At 68.0% G+C, this 18,656-nt stretch carries 14 protein-coding genes; 9 read left to right on the top strand and 5 right to left on the bottom strand.

Annotated elements, in window-relative coordinates; all coding sequences use genetic code 11:
* Positions 1–21: 21 nt before the first annotated feature.
* Positions 22–2,589, top strand: coding sequence for a S8 family serine peptidase (locus ABD768_RS32230; RefSeq protein ID WP_344846907.1), 2,568 nt, complete (start codon positions 22–24; stop codon positions 2,587–2,589).
* 10 nt (positions 2,590–2,599) lie between these two features.
* The gene (locus tag ABD768_RS32225; protein WP_344846905.1) at positions 2,600–3,463 is read left to right on the top strand and encodes an alpha/beta fold hydrolase; all 864 of its coding nucleotides are present in this window, start codon (positions 2,600–2,602) and stop codon (positions 3,461–3,463) included.
* Here the strand turns inward: ABD768_RS32225 and ABD768_RS32220 are convergent.
* From ABD768_RS32220 to ABD768_RS32205, 4 genes are all read right to left on the bottom strand, one after another.
* Complete coding sequence (locus tag ABD768_RS32220; RefSeq protein WP_343965248.1) at positions 3,455–3,709, bottom strand: WhiB family transcriptional regulator; 255 nt, start codon at positions 3,707–3,709, stop codon at positions 3,455–3,457. The genes ABD768_RS32225 and ABD768_RS32220 overlap by 9 nt on opposite strands.
* Positions 3,710–3,792: 83 nt before the next feature.
* Positions 3,793–7,353 (bottom strand): choice-of-anchor D domain-containing protein, encoded by a 3,561-nt coding sequence (locus tag ABD768_RS32215; RefSeq protein WP_344846903.1) that lies wholly within the window; start codon positions 7,351–7,353, stop codon positions 3,793–3,795.
* A 128-nt stretch (positions 7,354–7,481) separates the two neighbouring features.
* A complete protein-coding gene (locus ABD768_RS32210) occupies positions 7,482–8,783 on the bottom strand; it encodes an aldehyde dehydrogenase family protein (protein WP_343965250.1) in 1,302 nt (433 codons plus the stop codon).
* 2 nt (positions 8,784–8,785) lie between these two features.
* On the bottom strand, positions 8,786–10,402 hold the full coding sequence (locus ABD768_RS32205) for a CoA transferase (RefSeq protein ID WP_344846900.1): 1,617 nt from the start codon (positions 10,400–10,402) through the stop codon (positions 8,786–8,788).
* 83 nt (positions 10,403–10,485) lie between these two features.
* Between ABD768_RS32205 and ABD768_RS32200 the strand changes: the two genes are divergently transcribed.
* Positions 10,486–11,085, top strand: coding sequence for a hypothetical protein (locus ABD768_RS32200; RefSeq protein WP_344846898.1), 600 nt, complete (start codon positions 10,486–10,488; stop codon positions 11,083–11,085).
* Positions 11,086–11,197: 112 nt separating this feature from the next.
* Positions 11,198–11,950 (top strand): orotate phosphoribosyltransferase, encoded by a 753-nt coding sequence (locus tag ABD768_RS32195; RefSeq protein ID WP_344846896.1) that lies wholly within the window; start codon positions 11,198–11,200, stop codon positions 11,948–11,950.
* A 10-nt stretch (positions 11,951–11,960) separates the two neighbouring features.
* Here ABD768_RS32195 and ABD768_RS32190 read toward each other — a convergent pair whose 3' ends face one another.
* Positions 11,961–13,751, bottom strand: coding sequence for a sigma-54-dependent Fis family transcriptional regulator (locus ABD768_RS32190; RefSeq protein WP_344846894.1), 1,791 nt, complete (start codon positions 13,749–13,751; stop codon positions 11,961–11,963).
* Positions 13,752–13,879: 128 nt separating this feature from the next.
* On the opposite strand from ABD768_RS32190, the gene ABD768_RS32185 reads away from it, so the two are divergent.
* The 5 genes from ABD768_RS32185 (at position 13,880) to mimD (ending at position 18,647) form a co-directional block, all read left to right on the top strand.
* On the top strand, positions 13,880–14,125 hold the full coding sequence (locus tag ABD768_RS32185) for a hypothetical protein (RefSeq protein WP_343965260.1): 246 nt from the start codon (positions 13,880–13,882) through the stop codon (positions 14,123–14,125).
* Positions 14,126–14,271: 146 nt separating this feature from the next.
* Positions 14,272–15,921, top strand: a complete 1,650-nt coding sequence (locus ABD768_RS32180) for a ferritin family protein (protein WP_343965262.1) — start codon at positions 14,272–14,274, stop codon at positions 15,919–15,921.
* A 103-nt stretch (positions 15,922–16,024) separates the two neighbouring features.
* Positions 16,025–17,098, top strand: a complete 1,074-nt coding sequence (locus tag ABD768_RS32175) for an NADH:ubiquinone reductase (Na(+)-transporting) subunit F (RefSeq protein WP_344846891.1) — start codon at positions 16,025–16,027, stop codon at positions 17,096–17,098.
* Entirely contained in the window at positions 17,095–18,279 is a 1,185-nt protein-coding gene (locus ABD768_RS32170; protein ID WP_343965266.1) for a ferritin family protein, read from the top strand. The genes ABD768_RS32175 and ABD768_RS32170 overlap by 4 nt, the downstream gene beginning before the upstream one ends.
* Positions 18,276–18,647: a propane 2-monooxygenase effector subunit MimD gene (mimD, locus tag ABD768_RS32165; protein WP_343965269.1), complete on the top strand. Its 372-nt coding sequence runs from the start codon at positions 18,276–18,278 to the stop codon at positions 18,645–18,647. Before ABD768_RS32170 ends, mimD begins: the two co-directional genes overlap by 4 nt.
* Positions 18,648–18,656: the final 9 nt, after the last annotated feature.

The following is an 18,656-nucleotide window of genomic DNA, read 5'->3' as shown; positions in this document are numbered from 1 at the left end:
TCTTGCCTAGGGGTGGGCGCAATGTCGTTGAGCGAAAGAGGATTCCCGCAGAGTTTCGATCACCCGGCAGCGGGCGAAAGCACTTTGGTCGCCGAACTGCTGGCGATCCGGTGGCGGGACGGGGCCGAGCGTGCGGGCAAGGAGGAGTTGCTCGCGGCGACCGGGTTCGAGCAGGCGACGATCGGGGAGGCCGGCCGGCCCGTTCTGGCCGTCAATCAGACCGACGGCCTGTGGTGGGTACGCCGCGGCGACGAGTCCGCCGTCGACGAGGAACAGCTTGACCAACTGGGGTCCAGTCCGCTCGTCGAGTGGGTGGCACCGGCGTACCGGTCCGCGGGCGCCGCGCGGGCGGCTGACGAGACGGCGACCGTGGGTGCGGTCTTCACGGTCAACCCGACCAGGCTCTACGTTCGGCAGCAGGTCTTCGATGCGGCAAGGACTGCGGGGACACCAGACCTGGCGCCGGATCCGCAGCGCCGGAGCCGGCTGCCGGAGTACGCCGCGATGCGGGTGACCGACGGTACGGCGTTGTCCGTGGCGGCCAGGCTTGCCGACGCGCCTGAAGCGCGGGGTGTCGCGGGTGCGGCCGTCGTCCGGTTCGAGACCGTGCCGTTCATCTCGCCGACCTGCTCCGTGTCGCCGGCCGCGACGCGCGGCAACTGCAGGCCGCCGGCGGGTGAGTTCGTGCCGAACGATCCGCAGTTCGGCACGCAGTGGGGATTGCAGCGAATGGAGGTGCCTCGGGCATGGCAGATCGTGCGCGGTTCGTCCGATGTCGTTGTCGCGGTGATCGACCAGGGAGTCGAGCTGGGGCACCCCGATCTGCTGTTGTACCCACAGTCCTGGAACGCGTCCTCCGACACCCCCGACGGCAGCCCCACGGGCGACCACGGGACTGCCTGCGCCGGGATCGTCGCAGCTAGGCTCGACAACTCCGAGGGCGTGGCCGGGGTGGCCGGCGGATGCCAGGTGATGGCCATCGCGACCTCCACCTGGGCCGACGTGGACATCGCCGAAGGCCTGTACTTCGCGGCGGACAACGGCGCCAAGGTCGTCTCGATGAGCTTCGGCGTCTACGAGTCGTGGGGTGTCTGGGACTTCGACCTGATCCGCGACGCGCTGCAGTACGCGCACGACCAAGGTCTGCTCCTGGTCGCCGCGTCCGGCAACGAGGACGGCAACATCGCCCGCTTCCCCGGGAGTGACTCGCGCACGCTGTGCGTCGGCGGCTCCAACCGCAGTGACGAACGCAAGCGCACCGGCGACTCGTCCGCCGAGGACTTCTGGGGAGCGTCGTACGGTCCCGACCTCGACGTCGTCGCGCCCTGTCTGGAGATTCCGACGACCGACCGGCTCGGCGGCGACGGGTATGACGCGGGCGACTACTTCGGCTTCTTCAACGGAACGTCGTCGGCAACGCCCGCGGTGGCCGGGCTGGGTGCGCTGGTGTTCAGCCTGCGACCGCAGCTGTCCAACGCCGCCGTCCGGAGCATGATCGAGAGCACCTGCGACAAGATCTCGCCCGCGCTGTACTCCTATGCGAACGTCGCGACCAAGCCGTCCGGCACCTGGAACGAGGAGGTCGGCTACGGCCGGGTCAACGCCGAGCGGCTCCTGCTGACCGCCTGCGCCGCCGACGACGGTTGCGACGACTGCACCGGATGCGGCGACGAGTGCCGGAGCCCGCGGCCGGTGCCGTGGCTCCCCTACGACCGCTGCCAGTACTTCTACGAGGCTCGCGTCTTCGACGTCGGCCGGCTCGAGCAGGGCCGGCTGGAGCTCAGGGTCACCTACGAGCACTGCCTCCGGCTGCTCGGCCAGCAACAGGGACCGTTGCTCTACACAACGACCCTGCTACCGGGCGAGAAGGTCGTCCTGTACGAGTACGACCGGTACCGCCGGGTGCGCGCCGAAGAGCAGCGGCTGTCCGTCCACTCATCGTTCCGCCAGACGATGAGCGCGCTGTCGCAGACCCGCCGGTTCGCGTCGGCCACCGCCTACGCCCAGACCCTCGTCGACATCCGCACCTCGGTGGACACCTCGGTGTCGGCCGGCGGTGGCCTGGCCGGGTTCTTCGGCGCCCCTACCGCGCAGGGCGAGTTCTCACTGGCCACCGAGACATCGCTGGCCAGCGGGTCGTCGGTGACCGCGGTGGCCGAACAGTTCACCCAGAACGCCATCACGGCGGCGCAGTCCACCGAGACCGAGCGATCGGTCGTCGTGTCGACCTTCGAGGAGGCCGAGCACCAGCAGTCGACCCGGCGGGTGCTGCGCAACCGCAACCGTTGCCACGCGGTCACGTACCTGGTCCGTCGTGCCCTCGAGGTCTACGAAGCGCACAGCCGCGTGCTCTCGGTCGAGTGGCGGGTCGGGGACGGGATCTGGCGATCTCTGGGCGACCTGACCCGTGAGGTGGAGAGCTTCCTCAAGGACCTCGGCGACCGGATCCCCCGCCCAGGTGAGGAAGCCCGCGACCAGCGCTGGATCACGCTGCCCACGGACGGAACGCTCTACGAGCCGATGCTCGCCTACTGCTCGTCGTGCGAATCGGAACAATGCGGGGACAGCGAACAGGAGGGCCGTGCCTAGGATTGCTTCCATGGAGCGACTCGAGGTCGGCGATGGACGGGTTGTGGAGTACTTGGTCGAGGGGCCTGCCGGCGGCCGGCCCCTCGTACTGCACCACGGCACGCCGGGCGTGGCCATGCTGCTGGAGCCGGTCGCCGAGGCGGCGTACCGGCACGGCCTGCGATTCGTCACTCACAGCCGGCCTGGCTACAGCGACAGCACGCCGCAGCCAGGTCGCCGGGTGGCCGATGTCGCGGACGACGTCACCGCGCTGCTCGACGTACTCGGTGCGGATGACTTCGTCACCATCGGCTGGTCGGGTGGTGGACCACATGCGCTGGCCAGCGCGGCGCTGCTGCCGGACAGATGCCGGGCCGCGGCCGTCATCGCGGGCGTCGCGCCGTACGACGCCGAAGGTCTCGACTGGCTGGCCGGTATGGGCGACGAGAACATCACCGAGTTCGGTGCGGCGGCGACCGGCAAGGACGCGCTCGAAGAGTTCCTCATCGAGGCGAGTGCCGACCTGAAGAACGTCCAGCCCGGCGAAATCATCGCCGCCTTCGGCGACCTGCTGTCCGCTGTCGATCAAGCCGCCCTCCGCGACGGCCTGGCCGACTACCTCGCCGCTTCCTGCCGGGCAGCCGTCTCCCGCGGCTACGACGGCTGGCGCGACGACGACCTCGCGTTCCTCACCGACTGGGGCATCGACCTCGCGACCATCCGGGTCCCGGTCTCCATCTGGCAGGGAGACCAGGACAGGATGGTCCCGCACGCGCACGGCCGTTGGCTCGGCGAGCATGTGCCGGGAGCGACCACCCAACTGGTCCCGGGCGAAGGCCACCTGTCGCTGATCAACAACATCGACACCATTGTGGCCAAGCTCGCGTCAAGCTGACATCCGGCTGACCAGTCGTATCGGTCGCCTTCGCAGGGCGCGGCGTTCCTCCTCGGAGTAGCCGCCCCACACCCCGGCGTCCTGGCCGGTGCGAAGCGCCCACTCCAGGCAGGCGTCGGCGACCTCGCAACGGCGGCAGATCTGCTTGGCGTCCTCGGTCTGTTGTACTGCGGGTCCCGATGTACCGATCGGGAAGAAGAGTTCGGGGTCCTCGTCGACACAGGCTCCCCGCTCCACCCATCTCATCGCGCCTCCTCGGCCGGCTGCTTGATCCTGACGTACCCAGGACCAGGCAGCCGGCCGATTTGTGACGACGGTGGTGCCGTGGGTCAGGAGTTCCAGATCTGGAAGTCGGAGATCTGGCCTGCGATCCAGCCGGTGTTGGCGGTGATGTTGAGGCGGAAGTAGCGCTGGGTGGCCGGGGTGAAGGTGATGGTGACGGTGTTGTTGTTGCCGGGGGCGAAGTTGTAGCCGGCGGATCCGACGAGGGTGCTGAAGGTGGACCCGTCGGTGCTGCCGAGGACGGACAGGGTCTGGGTCCGGGCGCCCCAGCCGGCCGGGAGTTGCAGGACGATCCGGCCCGCGCTCTGCGCGGAACCGAGGTCCACCTGCACCCATTGCGGGAAGGCGTTGTTCGCGCTCTCCCAGTACGTCGCCTGGTTGCCGTCGGTCACGTTGCCCGAGACGTAGACATCGTTGTGGCTGGACTCGCTGGTGGGCTTGCCCGCGGCAAGGTTGGTATTGGTTGCGCCTGCGCCGGTACCGGACAACGTGACCGTGGTCGGGTTGTTGGTCGCATTGCTGTTGACCGTCAACGTCCCCGACCGAGTCCCGGACGCGGTCGGCCGGAAGCTGACGTTGACCGTGCAGGAGGCGTTGACCGCGATGCTGCCGCAGTTGTTGGTCTGTGTGTAGTCCCCCGACACCGTGACGCTCGAGACCGACGCAGCCAGGCTGCCCGTGTTGGTCACGGTCACCGCCTGTGCGGCGCTGGTCGTGTTGAGCGCCTGGGACGCGAAGGTGAGCGACGACGGGCTGGTGCTCAGTACCGGAGTGTTGATCGGGGTGCCACCACTCGGGTACACCTCGAACTCCGAGACCTGCCCGGCCGGCCAACCGCTATTGGCGGTGATGTTGACCCGGACATACCGGGCGTTCGTTGTCGGGACGTTGATGTTGACGACGTTGGCCGGTGAGGTGAACGTGTACGTCGCGGACGCGACCGGCGTACTGAAGGTGGATCCGTCGCTGCTCGCTTGGACCGACAGCGTCTGGGTGCGGGTGCCCCAGGCGGTGGTCGGCGGAAGCTTCAGCGTCACCTTGCCGATGCTGCGTACCGCTCCCAGGTCCACCTGCAACCATTGCGGGAAGGCGTTGTTGTTGCTTTCCCAATAGGTGTTGGCGTTCCCATCGGTTGCGGTGGTCGCGGCCTGGGTGCCGTTGACCTGGCTGCTCGCCGTGGCCGGCTTGTTGAGGGCGAGGTTGGTGTCGGTGCCAACGCCGTTTCCGGTCAGGGAGATCGTCGTCGGGCTGTTGTTCGCGTTGCTGGTCACGGAGACGCCACCGGTCCGGATGCCCGAGGCGGTCGGCCGGAAGGTGACCGTGACCGTGCAGGAGGCGCCTACCGCGACGGTGCCGCAGTTGTTCGTCTGGCTGAAGTCGCCAGTGGCCGCTACGCCGGAGACGCTGGCCGACGCCGTACCGGAGTTGGTCACTGTGACTGCTTGGGTCGAGGAAGAGCTGCCGACCAGGGTGTCCGGGAAGGACAGGCTGCTCGGGTTCGGGTTGAGGATCGGGCCTGGTGAGACGCCCGTGCCCGACAGCGAGACGGTGCTGGTGACGCCCGCCGCGTTGACGGTCAGGTTGCCGCTCCTGCTGCCGGCCGCTGCCGGGCTGAAGGTGACGTTCACCGTGCACGAGCCGCCCGCAGCGATGCTGCTGCCGCAGTTGTTGGTCTGGCTGAAGTCACCGGTGGTTGCGATCGAACTGACGGGTGCCGCCGCGGTACCGCTGTTCGTGACCGTGACGGGCTGCGCCGAGCTCGACGCGCCGGTCGCGACGGAGCCGAAGCTGAGCGCGGTCGGGCTGACCGAGATCTGCGAGCCGTTGTCCGGCAAGTACGGCGGGAAGGCGGGGTTGGTGATGTTCTGGCACTGGTTGGCGCCGAAGATCCCCGAGTTGCCGCCGCCGTCGGTGAGCGTGAAGCCGACACCGCAGTTGTAGATGGGGCCGGGCGCCTGCGTGCCGGTGGCCGTGCTGTTGGTGATGGTCGCCGAGCCGCCGACCTGCTCCTGCACTACCCAGGTACCGGTGTTCTGAATGGTCGCGTTGTTGATCTTGACATTGGTGATGTTCGAGCCCGAGACGAACTGGATCGCCTCGAACGGGCTCTGCTGGATCAGGATGTTGTCGACGTTGGTCAGGCCGGTCATCGCGCCGTCGCGGGCGTCGAACCACAGCGCGCCGACTCCGAAGTTCCAGTTCGGGTCCAGCCCGCCGGAGCGGATGATCGTGTTACGCAGTACGTCGGTACGGCCCAGCGTGGTCGAGCCGAACCGCTGCGCGACGTGGATCGCGCCGCCCTGGGTGAGGCCGGCGTCGATCACCCGGTTGTCGGTGACGAAGTTGTCATGGCCGCCGTAGATGGCGATGCCGTTGGCCAGGATCGGGTACTGCACGGTGTTGTGGTCGAACGAGTCGTTCGCGTCGGCGTTCTGCTCGGCCCAGGTCGCCAGGCCGTCGTCGCCGAGGTTGCGCAGATCGCTGTTGGTGACCTTGGAGTTGGTGACGCCGTTGTGGAAGTTCACCCCGTCGGCCGTCACGTTGCGGATCCGCAGCCCGCTCATCACCAGGTTGGTGAACGGGCCGTCCATCCAGGCGCCGACCTTCTCGTGCTCGATCCAGACCCGGTCCACGGTGGAGTTGTTCAGCGCGCCGCCGATGCCGTTGACCTGAGCACCGTCGTTGCGCTCCTGGACGTCGCCGAAGATGGCGAAGTCCGACAGGTGTACGCCGCTGCTGGCGTTGGGCGCGTAGTTGCCGTAGAAGCCGGGCGCCGCACCGACGACGGTCGAGTGCCACATGCCCGCGCCCTTGAAGGTGATGTTGTTGAGGATCAGGTGACCCGGGATCTTGAACGTCCCGGCCGGGATCCAGACAGTGCCACCGGAACCGGCCTGCGCCATCGCCGAGTTGAACGCGTTCGTGGAGTCCGCGGCACCGGTCGGGTCAGCGCCCGTGCTGGTCACCGAGACCGAGCCGGCCGGCTGGGACAGCGCGCCGGCGACGTTCTCGAAGTCGGCGAAGTCGATCGTGTACGACGAAGCGGTGTCCTCGGCATCGACCTGGAGCTTGAACTTCGTACCGGCCGGGTAGGTAGTCGCGAACAGCCGGTGCACCTCGTCGTAGAAGTGGTGCGGGTTGCTTCCCGGCGTGTTGGTGAACGGGTAGCCGCCGTAGTACCAGCTGTACGCGTTGGTCAGGGTGAAGTTGGGCTGCTTGGTGCCGTTGACGTAGAGGGACAGTTGCGGCGTGTAGACCGAGCCGCCGCCGGTGTCCGGGATGCTGTAGCGGAAGACGATCGAGTTCGTCGCCGCCGGCGTGGTGAACTCGACGAACTTGCCGGTCCCCTGCAAGGTCACCGCCTTGCGGTACGACGCTTCGGCCGCAAGCGTGTTGTAGGCGGCGCTCGGGCCGATGACGGTGCCGTTGGTGGCCGAGTTCTCGGCCTGTACTTCGACGTACGGCAAGGTCGCGCCGACCCCACCCGTCGCCGCGGCCCAGGCCGGACCGGTCGCCAGCACGGCGAGACCGGCGGCGATCAGCGCGCTGCAGACGGCGATGACGCCGGCGCGAGCCTTCCCACTCCAGGATTCGATTGACCGGAACATGCGCAGCTCGCTCTCGACGGGGCGGATGGTCGATGGTGGCCAGACCGTAACGCCGTCGACACATCAACGCAATATCGAGATCAATCTTTGCAAGAATTCGACTCAACGAGACCGTTGAGTCCGCAGGCTCAATCGAGAGGCCGGTCGAGCACCGCCTTCAGGTGGCTGAAGGTGTCGATCGAGTACTTGCCGTGGTACCGGCCCATGCCGCTCTCGCCGACGCCGCCGAAGGGGAGGTCGGTCGCGGTCAGGTGGACGACGGGGTGGCCGAAGCCGACGGCGCCCGACGTCGTCTCGTCGAGGATGCGGTGCTTGGTGTCGTCGGAGTCGGTGAAGGCGTACAGGGCGAGCGGCTTGTCGCGGTCGCGGATGAACGCCAGCGCCGCGTCCAGCGACGGCACGGTCAGGATCGGGAGGATCGGGCCGAAGATCTCCTGGCCCATCACGGCTGAGTCCGGTGCGACCTCGGTGAGAACGGTCGGGGCGATGTACTTCGAGGCCTTGTCCGTCTCGCCGCCGACGACCACGCGACCGCTGGCGAGCAGCCCGCGGAGGCGGTCGAAGTGGCGCTCGTTGACGATCCGGCCGTACTCCGGACTCGTCGACGGGTCGGCACCGAACTTCCGGCGTACCTCGTCGGTCAGCGCCGCCTCCAGCGGACCCGAGTCGCCGATCGCGAGCACGTAGTCGGGGGCGACGCAGGTCTGGCCGGCGTTCAGGTACTTCGCCCGGACCAGCCGGGTCGCGACCAGGACCGGGTCGACGTCGGTGTCGACGATGACCGGACTCTTGCCGCCGAGCTCGAGCGCCACCGGGGTCAGGTGCTTCGCGGCGGCGGTCATCACGATCCGCCCGACCTGGCCGTTGCCGGTGTAGAAGATGTGGTCGAAATGCTGCTCCAGCAGCTCGGTCGTCTCCGGGATGCCACCCTCGACGACGGCCACCGCTGAAGGATCCAGGTACTCCGGTACGTGCCGGGCGATCGCCGCCGAGACGGTCGGCGACAACTCGCTCGGCTTGATCACCGCAACGTTGCCTGCGGCAAGGATTCCGACGAGCGGGGCGAGGGCGAGGTGCAACGGGTAGTTCCACGGGCCGACGACCAGCGCGACGCCGAGCGGCTCGCGGATCACCTGTGCGGTGCCTGGTTGCAGCTTCTCGGGCAACGGCGCGGGCTCGGGCGCCAGCCAGGCGTCGAGGTGCTCCAGGGTGTGGTCGATCTCGTTGATGACGAACTGCAGCTCGGTGCCGCGCGCCTCGTCCGCGGGTTTGCCGAGGTCGGCGTACAGAGCGCCGACGAAGTCCTTGTCCTGCTCGAGCAGCATGGTCTTCAGCGCGCCGAGCTGCGCGCGGCGCCAGTCGATCGGCCGGGTGAGGCGCGAGTCGAAGGTCTTCCGCAGGCCGGTGACGAGCTGGGGGATGTCGGTCATGTTCACAGTCCTGTCGGGAGCCAAACGGGTCGGCCGGAGCCGCGGGGGACGAGAATCGTGCGGAACGCGCCGGGGGTCGCCGACAGCTGCACCTGGTCGGTGACGCCCTGGTAGAGGCCGAGCGGTGTCTCGGCGGTGAAGGTGTCAGGGTCGAGGTAGGCGTGGTCACCGCCGGTGCCCGCGATGCCGCGGGCGTAGTTCTTGTCGAAGACGCCCATGCTGATGATCCACAAGGCGATCCGGGTCAGCGAGATGTGCACCCGGTACGAGCCGCCCTCGGTCGCTCGGCGGATCAGCGCGGAGCAGATGCCGGCGGTAGCAAGCCACGGGACCAGGTAGTCGTTGACGACGCCGATGTGCGGAAGTACCGGCTGGTCTGCCGAACCCTCCAGCGTCATCATCCCGGTCACGCAGCCCGCCGTCTGGTCGAACCCGACCCGCGTCGACCATGGCCCCTGCTCGCCGTGCAGCGAGACGGTCGTGTGGATGATGCCCGGCCGGATCGCGGCTGCCTGCTGCGGCGACAACCCGAGCGACGACACCTGCCCGGGCCGACGGTTCGCGTAGAACACATCGGCGCCGCGGAGCAGCTCACGCAATGTCTCCATCGCCGCGGGGTTGCGGGCGTAGTCGAGAGTTGCCGACCGTACCCCCACATTCGCGGTCAGGTAGACAACCGGGTTCTCCCACTCCGTCGGCCGCCAAAGGTTGAGCGCGTCGGCCCCGTGCTGCGCAAGCGCACGCCCGATCCCCGCACCCGCGATGACATGGCCCAACCCGAGCGCCCTGATCCCGTCCAACGGCTGAACCGCCCCGGCCGGCAGCGGCTCCGGCGCCGAATCCCCGATCTTCTCGATCTCGATCAGTGGCAGTTCTGCGAGCACATCCTGGTACTGCTTCGTCTCCAGGAACTCTTCCGTACTCCGGACCATCGGCATCACAATGCCCGCGTCCGCCCCCGCTTCCTCGAGCTCGATCGCCTTCCACTTGGCAATTGCCGCCGCGATGGCCGTCGCATCGTCGTACGTCCGCAACAACTTCAACGTCCGCGACTTCAGCTTCGGATAGATGTTCAGCGGCATCACCCACCGCCCGTCCCCCGCCTGGTAGAACGTCAATGACAACGGATTCCCCGGATCCGCCGTGTTGGTAGGCGGCAGCCCATTAACCAGTTCCCACTTCTTGTCATAAAACGGACACAACCGACGCGGCGCCTTCCGCAAATCCATCCGGATGTCCTGCCCGGCTCCACCCCGATGGCGCCACAAAGCAGCCACCCCGACAGACTTGGCCACCAACCCAACCGCAGGCGCGGCCCCCAGCCGAACAGCACTGGGCACAATCGGATCGGCACCGACGAATTCGACCCTCCCTCCGCAGTCGTCCGCACTGAGCCCGACGTCAGCCAGCACTTCCGCCAGCGCGGCATGGATGTCGAAATGATCGTCCGCCGCAGACTTGATCGGGTTGGAGAGCGCTGCGCGCACTCGCGCTGTCACGTCCACGGCGCCGTGTAGTCGCCCGGTCCGGTCACGTCCGGCATCCGCATCACCTCGGACCGGACCAACGGGTCGAGGAGTGGTGAGCTGGGCGCTGACGTCGTCCTCGGACATGGCCATGACCCGATGCTATGACATGGCTACACACAGTTCCCTGAGGCTGCGTTTTCGCCGATCGGCGGCGGCCGGTTAAGGTTTCGATGGTGTCCACTTTCGATGTCGCCGCAACAGACCACGAACTGCCGGACGTAGAGGAACGCGCCTGGCGCGATGTCTCCGATGTCGGCATGGCCACCGCTCGGACCGAGTGGGCCGGTGCCGCCCGCGAGATGCTCCTCGTCGCGGCCAAGAAGTACATGTCACTCGTCCAGCACAAGGACATCGCCACCGGTGTCCAGGACCTGACCGGTATCCGGACCAAGCAGCCCACCCGGCAGTGGATCGGCGGCGTGCTCGCCGAGGTCTCCGCCGAGAGCCTGCGCCGGGGCGAACCGATGCTGTCGTCCCTGTGCGTCAACCCGGACGAGAGCGTCTTCGACGGCTACGCCGCCATCGTCGGCGCAGCCACCGGTACGACTCCTGCCGACCCCGACGTCCACGCCTCCCACGAGCGCCTGGCCATCTACCGTCACTTCGAGGCCGCCGGCCTCCCTGCAGGCGGCGGCACCCCGATGATCCCCTCCAAGCTGGGCGCCGCCCGCGCGAGGGCTCGCAAGGCCGCCATCGCCGAGCGCCCGATCAAGAAGTGCCCGAAGTGCAACATGCAGACCCCGGCCAACGGGATCTGCGACACCTGCGACTGACCGCCGAAGAGCACGGGCTCACCCGGTGGCCGGTCACTGGCCCGGCCACCAGGGTGAGGGCCGGTGTGTTGCCCGGGTGCGACAGAACCTGGGGTGGAGTGATCTTCGATGTATGAACACGACACGGATTTCGGCTCCCCGGAGCTTGGCGAACGCGCATCGGGTGAAGGTCGTCGAGCGGGCTGATGTGGCTCGGCTGACTGTGGTTCCGGCGGTGGATCTGGCGGGGCGGCTGGCGGTCGTACCGGGCCTCGTGCGGCCGGGTGTTTCGCACTGGGACATGACTACGCGACTGCCGTTGCATCCGCTGTCGGTGGAGAACGCGTACGCCGATCCGCGGCTGCTGCGTGAGCTCGCGGCGCCGGGAGCGGACTTCGCTCGGCAGCTTGGAGCTGAGGTCGTGGTCGGCGCCGAGACCGGCGGCATCCCGCTGGCGACGGCGATCGCGTTGTCCGGCGACCTTCCGTTCGCGTTCGTCCGCAAGCCCGGGTACGTGGGGCACGAGGACCACGAGCCGCGGGTGCGTGGTGCGGGCGTGACGGGCCGGCGGGTAGTGCTGGTCGATGATGCGATCTCGTCCGGTGCGGCGCTCGAGGCCTTCGCGGATGAGCTCCGTGCCGAGGGTGCGATCCTGGTCGGCGCCTTCGCCCTGGTCGACATGCGTGACGTCGCCGCCTCGGTCACGCCGACCGCGAGGACCCTGCCGATCGGATCGGTCGCCACCTATCTCGACGTCCTGGAGGCGGCGACTGACGCAGGTGTGCTCGACCCGAGCGTTCACAAGCTCGCCGTCGACGCGCTGGTCAACCACTGGTCCGACGACGACCCCCGCTGGTCCCTCCTCGACCAGCGCCCCGCAGCCTGAGGCCCGGCTGCTACCGGATCCCGTAGTCGTGGATCTTCCGGTAGATGGTGGCGCGGGACATCCCCAGAGCCCGCGCTGCCTCACGGCGGTTGCCGTTGTTGTCGAGCAGGCTGCGGATGATGGCGTCGCGCTCGAGTGCCTCGAGCTGGCTCAGGTTGCGGCGGCTGATCGCCTGCAGGTCGGCCGGGAGATCGCCGAGCACGATCACGCCGGTACGCCGGCGGTGCTGGACGATGTGTTTGAGCACCCGATGGAGCTCCGCGGTGTTGCCCGGCCAGGCGGACCGGAGTACCTGGTGCAGCGCCTCCGGGGAGCATCGCAGTTCGCCCCGACTCAGCTGGCTCAGGAAGTACGGGACCAGCTCACGGATGTCGTCGGCATGATGCCGCAGCGGCGGAACCGTGACGGTCAACGGGAACAGCGGTAGCAACTCGCCCAGATCCGGCTCGGTGGTCCCCGCCGTCGTGACAGTCAGCGCCACCCACGGCGGATCCGACCGACGCCGCTCCCGCGCGCTGTAGAGAGCGCCGATCAACTCGTCCAGCTGGGCCGCCGCGAGCTTCTCGGCATGCCGGATCACCAACGCCTGAACGGAATCGTCGGCCAGCTCCTCCTCGACATCTGCTGCGAAATCAGCGACCGGTACCGCCGCATCCAGCACGTCGAGCGCGCCGGCCGGGTTGTTCTGCAAGTGCGCAGCTCGGGCGAGCGCCACCTTGCCCGTGCCCGCCTCACCGCTGAGCACGATCCACTGCCCGGCGCGATAGGCGTTGTCGACGTCCCGGCAACAGGCGAGCCAAGGACCGCTCCGGCCGACCATGCCAGGAAGCTCCGGACGGGGTGGCGGCCGGTTCGTGCTGACCACCATGACGCCGAGGCCGGGCGTTCGCGGGCTGACCTGAAGTACCGCCGCGTTGGTCCGGACGCCTTCAGGCACTGGCCTGCAGGTGATCCGGACGCGGCTCCCGCTCGGCAGTTCGACCGCAAGGGCGGATCTGCCTTCGGTCAGCATCTCGGAGCCGTGCGCGAGGATCGCCGCCTGGTCGCTGTTGTCGAGGTTGCGCCGGGCGTTCGCGTTCATCACCAGCAGGTCGCCGTCGAAGGCCAGCACCATGTCCGCATTGCGGCGCCCGGCCTGCAGGTACTCCTCGACCAGCTCCTGCTGGCGCGCCGAGCAGTCCCGCAGCAGGGCCGCGCGGATCTGGTCCGCGGTCGTCTTGGCCAGCGCGATCAGCAACGAGCCGGCGTCCTTGCGCCAGCAGGTGAGATCGATCGCGCCGACGGTCTTGCCGCTGATCGGATGCTTGATCGGTACGCCGGCGCAGGCCAGGTCCTCCAGGTCCTCCGCGTAGTGCTCGTGGCCGAACACGTGCATCGGGCCGCCGCGTTCGAGCGCGGTACCGATCCCGTTCGTACCGGCGAACTGCTCGGAGTAGCTGAAGCCCGGGGCGAGGTGGACGCGGTCCAGGTGCCTGCTCAGCTGGGTGTCCGCCGTCAGGCGGCGGAGGACCAGGCCGTCCCGCTCGGTGAGGATGACGCTGATCGGCTGGCCGTCGAGATGCTCGTGCAGCCGCATGATCACCGGGTCCGCACTGCGGGTCAGCGGCTGGTCGAGATCCGGATCCGAGACGTAGGGCAGGTCGATCCGGTCCGCGGGCAGGTTGCGCCGGCGCGAACGGACCCACGACGCGAGCACCGGCCGGCGGACGTCGCCGACCGGGAAGGCGTCGTAGGTCAGGAAGCTCAGCCGGGCGCCGGCGGTCCGGGGGCTGTCTGCTGTGACGGTTTCCAGTTCCTCCACGACGGGACCTCCTGCGGTGACGTCGTTCCTTTCAGCGTAGTCGCGCCGAAGCGTCCGGCTGTCTCAATTTGAGACAGCCGGACGGGCTGGTGAGGAGTGTGATGTAAGGGAGCGGAGAGGGGTAGCGGATGGACGACCAGATTCCCGCCGACGAGGCCTACAACCCCTGGACGATCGTGAACGCGGTCTTCCACAGACTCGTCGACGCCGGGCTGCATCCGGTCCTCGGCTCGGCCGGCGATCCGGGGGCGGCGGCCGCCGCGCTGCTGGTCACGCTCGGCATCCGGCCGGCCGTGCCGGGCGACAGCCGCAGCCTGCGGGAGGCGGCCGAAGAGCTGGCCAGACTGCGGGAAACCGTCTTCGGAGACCGGTGAGAAGCGCCGTCTCAATTTGAGACCTCCCGTCGCGGACCGTGTGCGTTGTACTGCAAAGGCAAGCAGGGCGTGGGTCTCCCCCACGTCGTACGGCCCCGTCCGACCGGGGCCCGGCCAGAGGCCACAGCGAGCCATAGAGGAGTGCCATGAGTCGCCAAAGTGTGGCGAAGGCCCACCAGAAGATCCAGGAACTGTCCTGGGAGCCCGCGTACCACGAGCCCGTCTCCCAGTACGGAACCGACTACACGTTCCAGAAGGCGCAGAAGAAGGACCCGCTCAAGCAGGTCCTCCGGTCGTACTTCCCCATGCAGGAGGAGAAGGACCACCGGGTGTACGGCGCCTCCGACGGTGCGATCCGCGGCAACATGTTCCGCCAGGTGCAGGAGCGCTGGCTGGAGTGGCAGAAGCTGTTCCTGAGCATCATCCCGCTGCCGGAGATCTCGGCCGCCCGGGCGATGCCGTTGCTGTTCCGGACGGTCCCGAACCCGGAACTGCACAACGGTCAGGCGATCCAGATGATCGACGAGGTCCGGCACTCGACGATCCAGCAGAACCTCAAGCGCCTGTACATGAACAACTACATCGACCCGGCGGGCTTCAACTCCAGCCTGCGCAACTTCCAGAGCGACTACTGCGGCACCATCGGCCGGCAGTTCGCGGAAGGCTTCATCACCGGTGACGCGATCACCGCGGCCAGCATCTACCTGACCATCGTGGCCGAGACCGCCTTCACCAACACGCTGTTCGTCGCGATGCCGGCCGAGGCCGCCGCGAACGGCGACTACCTGCTGCCGACGGTGTTCCACTCGGTCCAGTCCGACGAGTCCCGGCACATCAGCAACGGCTACGCGACGCTGCTGATGGCGCTGGCCGACGAGAGCAACCACCAACTGCTGGCCCGCGACCTGCGCTACGCGTGGTGGAACAACCACCGGGTCGTCGACGCCGCGATCGGCACCTTCATCGAGTACGGCACGAAGGACCGGCGCAAGGACCGGGAGAGCTACGCGGAGATGTGGCGTCGCTGGATCTACGACGACTACTACCGCAGCTACCTGGTGCCGCTGGAGAAGTACGGCCTGGAGATCCCGCACGACCTGATCGAGGAGTCCTGGAACCAGATCTGGAACAAGGGCTACGTGCACGAGGTCGCCCAGTTCTTCGCCACCGGCTGGCTCGCCAACTACTGGCGGATCGACCCGATGACGGACAAGGACTTCGAGTGGTTCGAGTACAAGTACCCCGGCTGGTACGACAAGTACGGCGCCTGGTGGGAGAACTACAACCGGCTGTCCACCCCCAACGGGCACAAGCCGATCGTGTTCGAGGACGTCGACTACGAGTACCCGCACCGCTGCTGGACCTGTATGGTCCCCTGCCTGGTCCGCGAAGACATGGTGATGGCCAAGGTCGACGGTCAGTGGCGGACGTACTGCCACGAGATGTGCAAGTGGACCGACGAGACCGCGTTCCGCCCGACGTACCAGGGCCGGCAGACGCCGAACATGGGCAAGCTGATCGGCCACCGCGAGTGGGAGACCCTGTACCACGGCTGGAACTGGGCCGACGTGGTCTCCGACATGGGCTTCGTCCGTGACGACGGCAAGACGATGGTCGCCCAGCCGCATCTGGATCTGAACCCGGACAAGATGTGGACCCTCGACCACCTGCGCAAGTGCCCGCCGCTGGCGAGCCCGAACGTGCTGCTGAACGAGATGAGCGACGACGAGCGGACCGCCTTCGCGGCCCGGTACGTCCGCGGCGGTCCGGCCGGACGGCCGGCCAGGGACAACTGACGCAACGCCATGGGAGGGCGGGCGCCCCTCGCTCTCCCCCAGGTCCACCCCTCTGATCGACACAGTCGGTCGGCACAGCCGGTCAGCGCAGCTGCGAGGAGCCATGGGCGACAAGCACGTCGTACGGTTCGAACCGGTCGGCATCGAGATCGAGGTCGGCGAGGAGCAGACCATCCTGCGGGCCGCGGCCGAGCAGGGCGTGATGCTGATGCACGGCTGCAAGGAGGGCCAGTGCGCCTCCTGCAAGTCGTTCGTCCTCGACGGTGACGACATCGAGCACGACCGGTACTCGACCTTCGCTCTGCCAGACTACGAGCTGGACGAGGGCTACACGCTGCTGTGCCGGGCGCACGCCTACGAGGACCTGACGATCGAACTGCTCAACTACGACGCGGACATGATCCGGTCCGGCCTGCCGATCCAGGAGGCGGTCGCCGAGGTGGTCGCGAACAACGCGGTCACACACGACATGCGGCACCTGGTACTGCGCCTGCTGGACCCCGGCGAACTCAAGTACTTCCCCGGCCAGTACGTCGACATCACCGTGCCCGGAACGCAGGCCACCCGGTCGTTCTCGATGGCGAACACATCGAGCCGCGACGGCGGACAGCTCGAATTCGTGATCAAGATCTACCCGGGCGGCCTGTTCTCGTCGTACCTGGACGAACGGATCTCGGTCGGCGACCGGCTGGAGCTGACCGGGCCGTTCGGGGTCTTCACCCTGCGCGACAACCCCGGCGCGCGCCTGGTGTTCCTCGGCGGCGGGGCGGGGATGGCCCCGATCCTGTCGCTGCTGCGGTCGATGGCCGAGCGGGCGATCGACCGGCCGACGACCTTCTACTACGGCGCGCGTGGCAAACGGGACCTGTGCTTCGACGAGGAGCTGCGGTCGCTGGCGGCCACGCTGCCGGACTTCCGCTACCTGCCGGCGTTGTCCGAGCCGGCCGACGACGACGCGTGGGACGGCGAGGTCGGCTTCATCACCGACGTCGTCGCCCGGTACGAGAACGACCTCGACGGCGCCGACGCCTACGTCTGCGGCCCGCCGCCGATGGTCGAGGCCGCGCTGCCCCTGCTGGAACGGCTGGGGGTCGCGCAGAAGCGCATCTTCTACGACAAGTTCACCACCACCGGCGACGCCGGTGATCCCGAGGCGCTGGAGGCAGAAGCCAGATGACGACCACACAGGACTCCCCGCAGGCACGCAGCGTGCCGCAGCCGGTCTTCACCGATGCCGAGGCCGGTGCCAAGGTCTTCCCGGACTCGACGGCCCGCCGGTACAACTACTACACCCCGCAGAAGCGCAAGCAGAGCCACTACGAGGACGTCACGGTCGACGTCCAGCCGGACCCACGGCACTACCTGAGTCAGGGCTGGCTGTACGGCTTCTCCGACGGCCGCGGCGGTTACCCGCTGGACTGGACCGCGCTGAAGGCCTGGGGTTCGGACCAGCCCTCGCCCAAGCGCGGGCCGGGCTCCGGTGGGCTGTTCGTCAAGGAATGGCCGGCCACCGGCTGGCACGAGTTCCGCGATCCCAACGAAGAATGGGAGATGACGCTCTACCGGTACAACTCCAACGTCGTGCGGCAGGTCACCCAGAACGTCGAGGCGGCCCGGCAGTCGCACGCCTTCGAGCAGTGGAACCCCAACTGGATCCGGTTCGTCGAGCAGCACGTCGGCGCCTGGATGCACGTCGACCACGGCCTGGGCCTGTACCTGTTCGCGAACGCGAACCGGCGGGCGCCCACCAACATGCACAACAACGCGATCTCGGTGAACAGCATGCACCGGATCCGGGCCGCCCAGGACCTCGCGCTGTACAACCTCACGCTCAGCGAGGAGATCGAGGGCTTCAACGGCAAGGCGCACCTGGACACCTGGAACTCCGACCCGGCCTGGCAGGGCGTCCGCGACCTCGCCGAGCAGCTGACCGCGATCGACGACTGGTGCGAGGCGATCTTCGCCGCGAACGTTGTGTTCGAACCGCTGGTCGGTGAGCTCTTCCGCAGCCAGCTGGTCCAGCACGCGGCGCCCGGCAACGGCGACTTCGTGACGCCGACGGTGATCGGCGCCGAGGAGTACGACTTCGCCGAGCGCGACCTGCGCTACACGAAGGCGATGTTCGAGCTGCTCACCAGCGACAAGGAGTTCGCCGACCACAACAAGGCGATCCTGCAGGACTGGCTGGCCGACTGGACCGAGCGGTCGATCGGCGCGGCCCGCAGACTGCAGCCGCTGTGGTCGCAACCGGACAGCAAGCCGCCACGATTCGAGGACGGGCTGGACCGGGCGAAGAGCCGCTTCCGCGGCATCGTCGTCGGGTTGGGCCTCGAGGAGCCCAAGGAGCTGGGACTGTGAGCACCACCTTCACCACCGCAGAGAGTCCGTTCAAGTCCGACAACACCCCGTCCAACCGGTGCGGCTTCACGCTGATGAACAACCAGGTCGGCGCGGTCGTGGCGGAAGTGATGGGCACCAAGGACAACGTCACCGTGACGCCGTTGCCGTCGATGATCCGGGTCGACGCGGTCGGCAAGATGGAGGTGATCTACGACGAGATCTCCGAGGCGCTCGGCGAGGAGCAGGGCTTCTTCGACGCGGCCCAGTTCGAGGAGAACATGTCCACCCACTACGGCCGGATGATCCACCTCGACGACCGCACGATCATGTTCGCCAACCCCGAGGACGCTGCCGAGTACATCGGCTTCGACCTGACCACGCGCTGAGAACTCTCG

This window comes from Kribbella ginsengisoli (genome assembly GCF_039537185.1).
Lineage (GTDB): Bacteria > Actinomycetota > Actinomycetes > Propionibacteriales > Kribbellaceae > Kribbella > Kribbella koreensis.
Note: the sequence above shows the minus strand (reverse complement) of the source record. Positions and strands in the feature narration are given on the sequence as shown.

Excerpts from the sequence above, each read along its gene's own strand:
- ABD768_RS32210 (WP_343965250.1), bottom strand. The coding sequence starts at position 8,783 with ATGACCGACATCCCCCAGCTCGTCACCGGCCTGCGGAAGACCTTCGAC.
- ABD768_RS32220 (WP_343965248.1), bottom strand. The coding sequence starts at position 3,709 with ATGAGATGGGTGGAGCGGGGAGCCTGTGTCGACGAGGACCCCGAACTC.
- ABD768_RS32230 (WP_344846907.1), top strand. The coding sequence starts at position 22 with ATGTCGTTGAGCGAAAGAGGATTCCCGCAGAGTTTCGATCACCCGGCA.
- ABD768_RS32225 (WP_344846905.1), top strand. The coding sequence starts at position 2,600 with ATGGAGCGACTCGAGGTCGGCGATGGACGGGTTGTGGAGTACTTGGTC.
- ABD768_RS32170 (WP_343965266.1), top strand. The coding sequence starts at position 17,095 with ATGACGACCACACAGGACTCCCCGCAGGCACGCAGCGTGCCGCAGCCG.
- ABD768_RS32215 (WP_344846903.1), bottom strand. The coding sequence starts at position 7,353 with ATGTTCCGGTCAATCGAATCCTGGAGTGGGAAGGCTCGCGCCGGCGTC.
- ABD768_RS32175 (WP_344846891.1), top strand. The coding sequence starts at position 16,025 with ATGGGCGACAAGCACGTCGTACGGTTCGAACCGGTCGGCATCGAGATC.
- ABD768_RS32185 (WP_343965260.1), top strand. The coding sequence starts at position 13,880 with ATGGACGACCAGATTCCCGCCGACGAGGCCTACAACCCCTGGACGATC.
- ABD768_RS32180 (WP_343965262.1), top strand. The coding sequence starts at position 14,272 with ATGAGTCGCCAAAGTGTGGCGAAGGCCCACCAGAAGATCCAGGAACTG.
- ABD768_RS32195 (WP_344846896.1), top strand. The coding sequence starts at position 11,198 with ATGAACACGACACGGATTTCGGCTCCCCGGAGCTTGGCGAACGCGCAT.
- ABD768_RS32205 (WP_344846900.1), bottom strand. The coding sequence starts at position 10,402 with ATGGCCATGTCCGAGGACGACGTCAGCGCCCAGCTCACCACTCCTCGA.